The organism is Synechocystis sp. PCC 7509, assembly GCF_000332075.2.
In the GTDB taxonomy this organism is placed as follows: Bacteria; Cyanobacteriota; Cyanobacteriia; order Cyanobacteriales; family Chroococcidiopsidaceae; genus Aliterella.
On record NZ_ALVU02000002.1, the window covers coordinates 322197 to 332442 of the forward strand.

At 42.3% G+C, this 10246-nt stretch carries 9 protein-coding genes and 1 pseudogene; 2 read left to right on the plus strand and 8 right to left on the minus strand.

Features of this window, described 5'->3' with window-relative positions:
• Window positions 1–31 precede the first annotated feature (31 nt).
• The 7 genes and pseudogenes from SYN7509_RS0222790 to istA form a co-directional block, all read right to left on the minus strand.
• Window positions 32–955, minus strand: coding sequence for a tyrosine-type recombinase/integrase (locus tag SYN7509_RS0222790; RefSeq protein WP_202807373.1), 924 nt, complete (start codon window positions 953–955; stop codon window positions 32–34).
• Between the two features lie 117 nt (window positions 956–1072).
• Window positions 1073–1426 (minus strand): hypothetical protein, encoded by a 354-nt coding sequence (locus tag SYN7509_RS0222795; protein ID WP_009629961.1) that lies wholly within the window; start codon window positions 1424–1426, stop codon window positions 1073–1075.
• A 23-nt stretch (window positions 1427–1449) separates the two neighbouring features.
• On the minus strand, window positions 1450–2295 hold the full coding sequence (locus SYN7509_RS0222800; RefSeq protein WP_158506191.1) for a TniQ family protein: 846 nt from the start codon (window positions 2293–2295) through the stop codon (window positions 1450–1452).
• Window positions 2296–2306: 11 nt separating this feature from the next.
• Window positions 2307–3299, minus strand: coding sequence for a TniB family NTP-binding protein (locus SYN7509_RS0222805; RefSeq protein WP_202807374.1), 993 nt, complete (start codon window positions 3297–3299; stop codon window positions 2307–2309).
• 41 nt (window positions 3300–3340) lie between these two features.
• A complete protein-coding gene (locus tag SYN7509_RS26965) occupies window positions 3341–4972 on the minus strand; it encodes a Mu transposase C-terminal domain-containing protein (protein ID WP_009629964.1) in 1632 nt (543 codons plus the stop codon).
• Between the two features lie 131 nt (window positions 4973–5103).
• Window positions 5104–5814, minus strand: a complete 711-nt coding sequence (gene istB / locus SYN7509_RS0222815) for an IS21-like element helper ATPase IstB (RefSeq protein WP_071994212.1) — start codon at window positions 5812–5814, stop codon at window positions 5104–5106.
• A pseudogene (istA, locus tag SYN7509_RS31945) lies at window positions 5708–7363 on the minus strand (IS21 family transposase); the annotation flags it as partial. The pseudogene istA and the gene istB, both read right to left, overlap by 107 nt.
• Before the next feature lie 383 nt (window positions 7364–7746).
• Here istA and SYN7509_RS26975 point away from each other — a divergent pair.
• Window positions 7747–8571, plus strand: a complete 825-nt coding sequence (locus SYN7509_RS26975) for a tyrosine-type recombinase/integrase (RefSeq protein WP_148298172.1) — start codon at window positions 7747–7749, stop codon at window positions 8569–8571.
• Window positions 8572–8676: 105 nt separating this feature from the next.
• Window positions 8677–9636, plus strand: a complete 960-nt coding sequence (locus SYN7509_RS0222830) for an orange carotenoid protein N-terminal domain-containing protein (RefSeq protein ID WP_028954542.1) — start codon at window positions 8677–8679, stop codon at window positions 9634–9636.
• 263 nt (window positions 9637–9899) lie between these two features.
• On the opposite strand, the gene SYN7509_RS0222835 is transcribed toward SYN7509_RS0222830, so the two are convergent.
• Window positions 9900–10246: transposase (locus SYN7509_RS0222835; protein ID WP_148298173.1), on the minus strand; the 347-nt coding region annotated here is incomplete at its 5' end.

Below are 10246 nucleotides of genomic sequence, written 5' to 3' on the forward strand. Positions count from 1 at the left end.
TTCAGGCTTTGTCAATTTTAATTGGATGCTCTCAAGATTCTAAATATAAACTAGAGCTATCAGTTGGTCGCGCATGAAGATAGCGCCCAGTTGTAGCAATATTGGCATGACCCAATGTTTCTTTGACCAAGTGAACCGGAGCGCCCCGATCCATTGCATGACTGGCATGAGCATGACGCAGCCAGTGCGGTGATACAGCGTCAGCTACAGCCTCCTCTAATCCTGGCACTCTTTTCGCCGCAGCTTTGACAATGCGATTGACCTGCATCTCCTTCAAATGCCCCTTTTTCTTACGGCTAGTAAACACTGGTTCACCAATTGCCGCATCACCCCGCAATGATTGCAATTCCTGCCAAAGTGATGCAGGCAGCTTAATTGCTCGTGTTTTACCACCTTTACCGTAGACCAACACCTGTCCCCCAACATCCCTTGGTTGCAGCGAGAACCACTGCAATTGCGTCACCTCTGACACCCTTAGCCCTGCAACATACAGTAGCTTCAGTAACGCTCGGTTGCGCTTATTCTGTTCTAAACCAATCATCGTTTGTACCACCCATTCTGGTAAAATCCGTTCTGCCAAGGAATCCTTCACCTTGGGCAGAGTTACCGCTCCGGCGGGGTTAGCTTTCAGCAACCCCGTTTTTTGATGAGCGAAAGTAAACAGAGATTTAATTGCCGCGATCGCCCTAGCAACAGAAGAAACAGCCAGGGAGCTTTGATGCAGTGCAGTGGAATAGCCCTGAATATCAGCTAAGGTTATCGAATCAATGGGTTTATTTACAACCCCCAGAAACTTTAATGCTTCGCGGCGATAGTAACGCTGCGTATGGGGTGATTTACCGTGAAGCCAAAGGTCAAGCAACCCCTCCGTAGGAGTAATTGACGCACTGGAGTGAGAGATCGCGTTATTGTCGGTTTGCACATAAGTTGAAAAATCATCCACGGATTTAGGCACTTTCAGCCTCGCTATTTGCACATAAGTTGAAAATAATTTGCACAAAAAGTGAAATTTTCTGAACAAATTTACTCAATAGATGAAAATTTCTGCTATTGGCTAGTAACTAACGATAACTCATCTCTGCATTAAATAGGAAGAGAGACAGTACGGCATTTTCAGGAAAATGGTTTGTTCATAAATACCAATTTGACTTCCAGCTAAAAGTTTAGCTAAAGTTAATCCTTCCAGACCCAATTCATCAGTTAACCTCCTTAAGAAATTACTCGCTTTTTTAAGGGGAACGTCAATGGAATAAAATTTAGAGTGTTTATAAAATGACACTACAAGCTTTGTGAGAGACATTTTTAGTAAAAACTTCCAAAAATAATCTTCAAGAACCTCTCTCATCGGACGACAACTATCTGGTGCAAAACAACTCAGGATAGTTTGAAAAAAAGCGAACATATCTAGGTCAGCTTTGCTAGTCATGTAATAGCTGCCATATAGTTGATTCAAATAAATTTCATATTCCTCAATGAGTTGAAAAAAAAATCGGGCCAATTTTTAAATAACCCCCAAATATAGTTGAAATAAATATCAGAATTATCCGGGGAAAGCTGACAGCTATCCTGAACGAAGAGACTTTGTTTAATAGCAGGAATTTGACAAAATCTAGCAAGAGCGTCTAAAAGAGTAATAAGGTGCTTTAAGTCAAGTCGCTCAACTAGATTATTAGCTAATAAATTTTGATTATTGCTTAAGCAATTACTAGGTGATTGGCAAAGCTTATACACATGAATAGATAAATTAAGCTGTTCGCTCTCAATAGATTTTGGTTGAATCGAGCGCCAGTCAAATTGGCATTTACATTTGACTACTGAAGCTCCAGACCAGCTAATCCCTCGCTGGCACTGCGGACATCTATCAATTAGTAAACACTGATGAAATGGACAAGAGGTAAAAATAGATAAATTCCAAATTTGACGATAATAAGCTGATTCATTCAAACAAATTGGACAAAGTTTTACATAATTTTTCTTCAAAGCATAAGGTGAGACAACATTTCCAAATACCTGAATTGTATTAAAAGTTGGAAAGCAAGTTTGGGTGACACAAGGAAATGCCATTGACCATAATACATCTTCTTCTGTTTCAGATAGGAGACACAGTTGAGATAAATTATCTATTGTAGGACTGAATACATTTGCATACATTCCTCTTTTCTTTAAACCAGACATTTGAAAAATCCAATTAACCGAAGGATAATGATTATTCTCAGTAAGTCGGATAATATAGCCAGCTAGACTCTCCATTGGGTAAGGGCGAGGTCTACGCAGAAGTTTTTTATTACAAGACAAACGCATTTTCTTTATTTATGTAAAACATCAGAAGCCTTAAGCTTCTTCTTCTTCGGTTGAATTCTCTGATTAGTAGCTTCTACCTTGTTAAAATTTTGTTTTTCAAAGGGATAATTTTCTGTATCTAGAAGGAAATTATCGGTAATAAAAGGATTCGATTTATGAAACTTGTCAGCTTTTACATACTTCTCAAAAGCTCTAGCTAATATTGGAAAATCAAGTTTTTCTTGACCTTGTTTTAAAGCTAAATGCGTTCCATAACGAACTAACTTCATCACGTAAGCAATAACTCCGTCAGAGGCATAGTAAAAACGCAGAGCCATTTCTAACTGAGCTAAATTTGAGCTTGATATCAAAGGAAGCTGTGATTCTACTGCGTGCAAAAAAGTACGGAATTCTCTTCCTTCATCATTTGACCAAGAAAAAGAACTAAGATTATGTCTATTAGCAAACCTCCGGCTTAGTTGAGAGTTAAATCTAAAAACAGCTTCAGCTTCAGGTAGTCCAACAAGAACTACTGGGACTTTGGTATCTAAAATTAAATTTTTCAACCAGTCTGATACCGTTTTAAGTACTTTAGCTGAATCTCGATCAATAAAATGCTGAAACTCATCTAAAAAAACCAGAGATACCTCACATTCTTTCATCAATCCAATTAGTCTAATAGTTTGATTACTTGTGGTTCCCTTATCGTAAGCTGGATCTCCCAATTCCCAAAGTAGTTTACTTACAACACTTTTAACTGTTGCCGGAGAAGGAATTGATATAGATAGTAATGGAACAATGCTACCATAGGGCGTTTCTTGCCTTGGATAAGCTTGAGCGTAACTCTTGAGAATAGTAGTTTTACCAGTTCCAGTTTCTCCTTTTAAAAATAAACATTCAGGTTCATCTTTAAGGTCAGAAAAATGATGACAATCATCTATCGCTGATAAAATTTCCTTAAACCGAGGGTAGGCAACATAAATATTATTAGCAATGTATAATCTCTCTTTCCAGTCCATCTCTGTTAAAGACTCTTTATTTAGGAGCATAAACTGTAAACTTACTCAGGTAACCCAATAGTAATATCCCATCCAGATAAATCTGGTTGCCATTCATCATTCTCTTTATCACTAACAAAAACCTTTTTAGTAGAACCAGGATTTATTTTTTTAGGATTGCCAGTTTCTAAATTTGCTTTAGTTATACTGATATCTGAATTCGGTTCGTCATCAACAAGCTTAGTTCTTGTTACTACATCTAACTTTGAGTCTGGTGATGATATGTAATTGAAGGCATTTCCAATATCAGATATGCCTGTTAGTACACTAGGTTCACATTTATCTCCTATTATTTGGGCATTACTTAAACTGTGATTTTTAGCATTGATCAACGGTTGCTCAACTTGAGAGGATTCACACCTATTTGTGTTAAATCCTTCTAACCCTATGCCTTTCCATCTCGCCATTGCCGTGCGAGTTTTACCTTTCTTCGATGAAACCCATTCCCGCTCGACAATGCGTTGAATCTTCTCTTTAGCTAAGGCTAGAGCTACAATGTCAACTTTTTCTGCTTCACAGCGTGCTAGTTGTTTCACTACTTGATGCTGCCAGAGGGTCAATCCAAGAGTATACTCTTGGGACAACGCTGGAACTTCTAAAAAATGACGATTTGTTTGGTCAAAAACATAAATTCGAGATAAATCAGTAGGGTCATATTTAACTGTTGTCTTTTCAGATTTTCCTTGAGAATAACGGAGGCGAGCTAATTCATAACTGTTATAAATTAGACCTTCAAACTCCACTCCTCTTCTAGTGATTTTGCGCTCAATTATATTACCAATCAGAACTTTTAGTTCTTGACTAGATGGAGGTAAAGCTGCAGGAAACTCGGATATGGCTTTTGACCAGACAGATGAACGGGGAGACTTAAATTCGGGGTGTGAGCTTTGGTTATAAATATCTACTATAAACAGATGTATAATTTCTTGCAAAGCTTTAAAAGAAACTACTGCATTCTTAAGTGGGTCATAATCATACTGCTTCATTAAATTAGAAAAGCTTTTCCCTGGTTTGTCCGAAAGTAGTTGACTATTTAAAGCTCCAAAGTAGCGTTCTATAGCACTCTTGTACCAGGGCATTTTGGGAGGGCAATATTGGATGACAATTCCTAGCTGTAGGCAAGCATCTTCAAAATGAGTGCTATGAAACTCTTTTCCATTGTCAACCACAATCACTTCTGGTAGTCCGTAAGTATCCCAGCTATTCTCCACACTCGGATACTGGGAGTGAAGATAATTTTTGGCACCGATAGCGTGTAGTAGACATTGCATTACTGATAAATAACTGGGATTGCTAAAACTGGCGTAATAACCTAAATTTACGCCTGAATACTTATCTACAACACTGGTGAGCCAAGGAGTGCCAATAGGCATCCGGCTTTCTGTATCTACTACAAACAGTGGCAGTTTTGTATGATCTATTTCTACTCTTTCTAAGGGACGAGTAGGACGTGGACCGATGAGTACTGGGTCATACATTTGAGAAGCTATCCTCTTGCCATAGCGGCTAATCGCTTTGGAGTTTGGGTCTAATGTCTCAATTGCACGATAAATAGTAATGATATTGGGCAAAGCTAATTTTTCTTGACCAAGGGCTTCTAGGAGGCGATTAGATTGGTTAATCTCGATAATCACTCGGTTGTTAAATGTCAAGTGTTTTAACGTGTCGCGACAGAGTATTGTCGGTTAGTTGACGCGAAAAGGAAGTTCAGATCGAAACGACAACTACAGATCGCTTGCGAATAGAAACATAAAAAATAGCTCGGTTAGGATGATTGAGAATTATTCGAGCGATTAGTAGCAGCCTGACGACGGTAGCTGTCAGACTTAATCTCAAAGATCGTGCCATGATGAACTAAGCGGTCTACAGCAGCAACCGTCATCATTGAATCGGAAAAAATCGTATCCCACTGACTGAAAGGCTGATTAGCAGTGATGAGAAGACTTTTGCGCTCATAGCGATGAGCAATCAACTCAAACAAGACCGAAGTTTCCGCCTCAGACTTTTTGACATAGCCCAGATCGTCAAGCACCAGCAAGTCGAAGCGGTCGAGCTTTCTGAGTAAAGCTGGCAGTTGCAATTGCAGTTTAGCGTGCTGCAACTCTTGGACTAGAGCATTAGCCGCAAAGAACTTAGCCCGCTTGCCCAACTCCACCATCCGACGAGTTAAACCAGCAGCCAGATGAGTCTTCCCTACTCCAGAGGGACCAAAAATTAGACAATTTCCAGCCCGCTCCAACCAAGCAGGATCTTCAGCCAACTGCATTAGCGGTGCAGGATTGAACTGAGGGCAATGCCTAAAATCAAAGTTGGAAAAACTTTTTGCGGTGGGAAGTTGAGCTTCGGCGAGGGTCCGTTGCAACCGGAGCGCGTTGCGGCGATGTGTTTCTTGTTCGCATAATGCTAGTAAGAATTTGGCATAAGACCATTGCTCCTGTATAGCCTGGTGTTCCAATGATTCCCAGTGAGCGAGCATATGAGTCAGTTTGAGTTGCTTGAGGTAAAGAATTAGCTGCTGGTGAGGACTGGGGGCTATTATTGGGGAAATCGGACTGGGGATTATGCCCGTGGGGTTTGGACTCAATGAGTTGGTCATAGCTAGAGAGATCGTGTTGTGTAACGGTCAATTGTGGAAAACTTTCAAGACAATGCTGCCGAAATTGCTGTTGGAGTCTTTTTAGAGTTAGGGTTTGAGCTTTTAATTCTCGTTCTAAATAGTCAGCGACAGCCGCTTCTTGGTTTTGGATGGCGGCAATATACAGGGCTTCGACCATCAACACGGCTGCCGTATCTAAATCAAATTGAGCAGTCAATTCTAACCATCGTTCTCGAAATGCTGGAGTGGGTAGTAAGTCTTGTTGCCAGGTGCAGTAAATAAAGGCTCTGGGCTTGCGGCGCAAACCTTCAATTATATGTCTGTAGTTAATGCACCGCCCCCGTCGTTTATCGGGATCAGTCACCCGCAGTCGTGGTAGCTCGACTACTAATTGCGTACCCAAATAGCCTAAAATTCGGTCGTGATAAAGGTGTAATTCTAATTGTCGTCCAATCAATCGGGATGGCACTGTATAAAGAATGCACCGAACTTCAACCGTGCTTCTGGTGCTGACGCAAGCGGTTAAAATTTCATAGTCAGGAATGCGATATTTTGGTAATGATTGGAGATGGGGTTTTTCCTGCTCATACTTCTGTTGACACCGCTGATTGAGTTTGGCAACCGCGCCTTCAATCAGTAATCGATATTTCTCCAGGCTTTGGAAATCATTACTACCACGCAAGTAAATTGCTTGTTTAATCCGATTTTTGAGATGCCCGTGGGGAGATTCAATTGCCCCATTTTCATGGGCAACGCTTGTATTGTTGCGGGTTGGCTGCATTCGGTAATGGTCGCACAGATCATCGTACAGACGGGTTAAGGATTTGTTTCCTCCTAGATTTCGATATGCTGCGCTTAGACTATCTGTCCGATGTTGTTTGGGTACTCCACCACATGCTGTGAGTGCATTTTGCAATCCTTCAGCGAGGGCGATGAAGCTTTCTCCGCCTTGAATAATTTGGGCATATTGCCAGCCGCTATAAGCCAGTCGATAGTGATAGAGCAAATGCTCAAACGGCTTGCCAGCAATGGTTATCTCCATCCCTTTGAGTTGGGTAAAGTCGGATAGTCCCATCATGCCTGGTTCATGGCGCAACTCAAACATTACTTCTGGACTTGGCCCATGTAGAGCTTTCCAAGTTTGAACTCGTCGTTGAATCGTTCGCAGGACTTGGGTATATTTGCCTGGATAAGTGTCTTGTAGATATTCAAACAGGGTCATCGGTTTGAGCCGAGGTTCCTTTTTGAGCATTGGCTCTAGTTCTTTGTCCCATACCTCCCCTAATGGATCTTGGGTGCTGCTATGACTTTTGACTTTACCACGATTGGGTTGATGTTGCCCGGCTTCAATGCGTTGACCCGTTCGCTCGGATATTTCAGCGATGCACGCTGCGTTGGCTTGTGTTAAGCCAATTTCTCTTGCGTTCATATACGGGGTTGAGCCGAGATAGCTGTAAAAAAGTGCCACTTACCTTAGCAGACATGATTTTAGGGAGTTTTGAGTAGCATTAGCAGACATAAAACCCTTTTTTAAGTCAATTTACATCTGCTAATTCTAGTTAGCAGACATCAGCAACACCTAATGTAGTATGGCTGAAACGGAGATGAGGTAAGCGTTTCTAGTGAAGTGGCACTAAATTACACGTATCTCGGCTCAATCCCTACTAAGTATAAGTTCCAGGCTTATTTCGGTTTTCTGTCCCGAGGGCGCTGAAAACGATCGCCAAAATAGTCAGTGCTGGGGAGCTAGACGCAATCAGCTTTCCTTGGGCAGAACTCAGGTATCAGCACACTCAAGCTATTTACACGCAATTGAGCGAAAGATACGCCTTTAGCAACGCCAACAAAATGATGGCAGCGCTGAGTCGGGTATTAGAAGAAGCTTGGAAGCTAGGGCAAATATCGGCGGAGGATTACCATAGGGCGATCGCCATCGAGCGTAAAACTGGGCAAAGGTTGTTGAAGGGTAGGGCTTTGAGTATAGGAGAAGTGCAGGCTTTATTTCATGTGTGCGCCCAAGATAAATCTGTCAAGGGCAGCCGCGATGCAGCGTTAATTGCAGTGTTGTATGGAGCGGGTCTGCGGCGTTCTGAGGTAGTGGCAATGGATTTGTCTGATTGGAATATAGTGGATAATTGCTTGACGGTGCGATCGGGCAAAGGTGATAAAGATCGGACGACTTATCTGGATGATGGGGCGACGGCGGCATTAATAGACTGGCTAATCTGGCGGGGAGACGTATTAGGGGCGCTATTTTATCCGACACGCAAAGGCGGCAAGGTTGAACAACGGAGGATGACCGACCAGGCAGTATTGGATATTTTACGGCAACGGGGTTTGGAGGCACAAATTCCTTCTTTCTCTCCCCATGATTTTCGCCGCACATTTATTAGTAATTTGCTAGACCGGGGGGCAGACATTAGCACGGTGCAGAAATTGGCGGGTCACGCGAGTCCTGTGACGACAGCGCGGTATGACAGGCGGGGAGAAGCGGCTGAACGCAAGGCGGCGAATCTGCACGCATACTCCTTACGTGCGGTCGCACTTCTAATGGAGATTCTAGGATTATTTCGATTTCCGGTAGCAATAATTGTCACTACCCCAATTCTTAACTTTGTGGAGGGAGAAACATCCTAAATTTTATGTCTTATCAGCTACAACAACTCGGTTAATTGTATGCTGTGCAATATCGGCTTGACGACAAATATTATCAAATGTAATTTAGTTTTGGAGAGTTAGATTATGTCTTTTACTATCGAGTCTGCACGCTCTATTTTTCCGGACACTAAAGTTGCTAATGCGGTTCCAGCGACAGTTGAATCTTTTGAGCGACTCAAGGCTGAGGATCAGTTAGCTTTACTTTGGTTTGCCTATACGGAGATGGGAGTTACAATCACTGCTGCCGCTATGCAGGTAGTCGATATGGTTTTTGCAGAGAAAACCCTGACTCAAATTAAACAAATGCCTGAATTGGAGCAAACGCAAGTTATGTGCGATTTGGTTAACCATACTGACACTCCTATCTGCCGCACTTACTCAGCTTTTGGCACAAATGTTAAGTTAGGCTTTTGGTATCAGTTAAGCGAGTGGATGAAACAAGGGCTTGTTGCTCCGATTCCAGAAGGTTATAAATTGTCAGCAACGGCATCAGAAGTGCTTGGAGCCATCCGTCAACTTGAAGGGGGTCAGCAACTGACGGTATTACGAGATATTGTCCTCAACATGGGATATAGCTCAACGATGGTTACCCCAGAAGTCGCAGAACCTGTGGTTCCACCTAAAGATGTTAAACCCCGAACTAAAATCAGCATTGAGGGCATCAACAACTCTACAGTTTTGAGCTACATGGAGAATATGAACGCCTTTGACTTTCCGGCGGCGGTGGCTTTATTTGCTGAAGACGGTGCATTGCAACCGCCCTTCGAGGAACCAATTGTGAGCCGAGAGTCTATCCTCACTTATATGCGTGAAGAATGCTACGGACTCAAGCTGATACCTGAACGGGGGATCTCGGAGCCAGCAGCAGAGGGATTTACCCAGATTAAAGTGACAGGTAAAGTGCAAACTCCGTGGGTGGGTGACAGTGTTGGTATTCTTCTCGCATGGCGGTTTTTGCTTAATCCTCAAAGTGAGATTTTCTTTGTAGCAATTGACGTGCTTGCCTCTCCCCAAGAACTACTAAATCTTGGTTTGATAAAGTAAAACTTTCTGAGGTTGACACAGAGAATTTCTTCAGAATGTTTACAGGCAATCCCGTCAAAAATCGTTTGCCAACTGATAAATAACGATAATTCACTCCGAGCGTTGGTGATAAACAAGGGGACAATCAGCGCTCCTAATTTTTTCTCTTTCAGGGCTTTCGCACCGTAAGGAAAGCAATCTGTTGAATGTCAACTATCCTGGGTTCTTCCGAGCTTTTGGTGATCTAGTCATAATATGAGGAACTGATGACTATTGGATATGAGTTACTGAGACAGAATGAAACGTTTGCTGAGTAATGCTAATCCAGCGCGTCCATACATCTGCCGTTTCAACATTTTTAATCGGTTATTCAATCCTTCCACTGGTCCATTGCTCACGTTTAACATCATGCTTGCCTTAACCGCCACGTAGTCATCAAAAAGACCGAATGCAAATGATTGAAATGGCTTCAACGAACTTTTGAGAGCCTTGGTCAACCAAGCTTCAAACGCCTCACCTTGTCGCTGGCGTAGCAGCCGTAAAAACTCCTCTGCTAACTCTACTGCAATTGCTAGGTCTGGGTGCTGTGCTATCAGAGGCCTCAACACTTCAGTGTCTTCGCACGCTCGAT

Bases quoted from the DNA above. Each gene is read 5' to 3' on its own strand.
- SYN7509_RS0222830 (WP_028954542.1), top strand. From the start codon at position 8,677: ATGTCTTTTACTATCGAGTCTGCACGCTCTATTTTTCCGGACACTAAA.
- SYN7509_RS0222805 (WP_202807374.1), bottom strand. From the start codon at position 3,299: ATGGACTGGAAAGAGAGATTATACATTGCTAATAATATTTATGTTGCC.
- SYN7509_RS0222795 (WP_009629961.1), bottom strand. From the start codon at position 1,426: ATGACTAGCAAAGCTGACCTAGATATGTTCGCTTTTTTTCAAACTATC.
- istB (WP_071994212.1), bottom strand. From the start codon at position 5,814: ATGCTCGCTCACTGGGAATCATTGGAACACCAGGCTATACAGGAGCAA.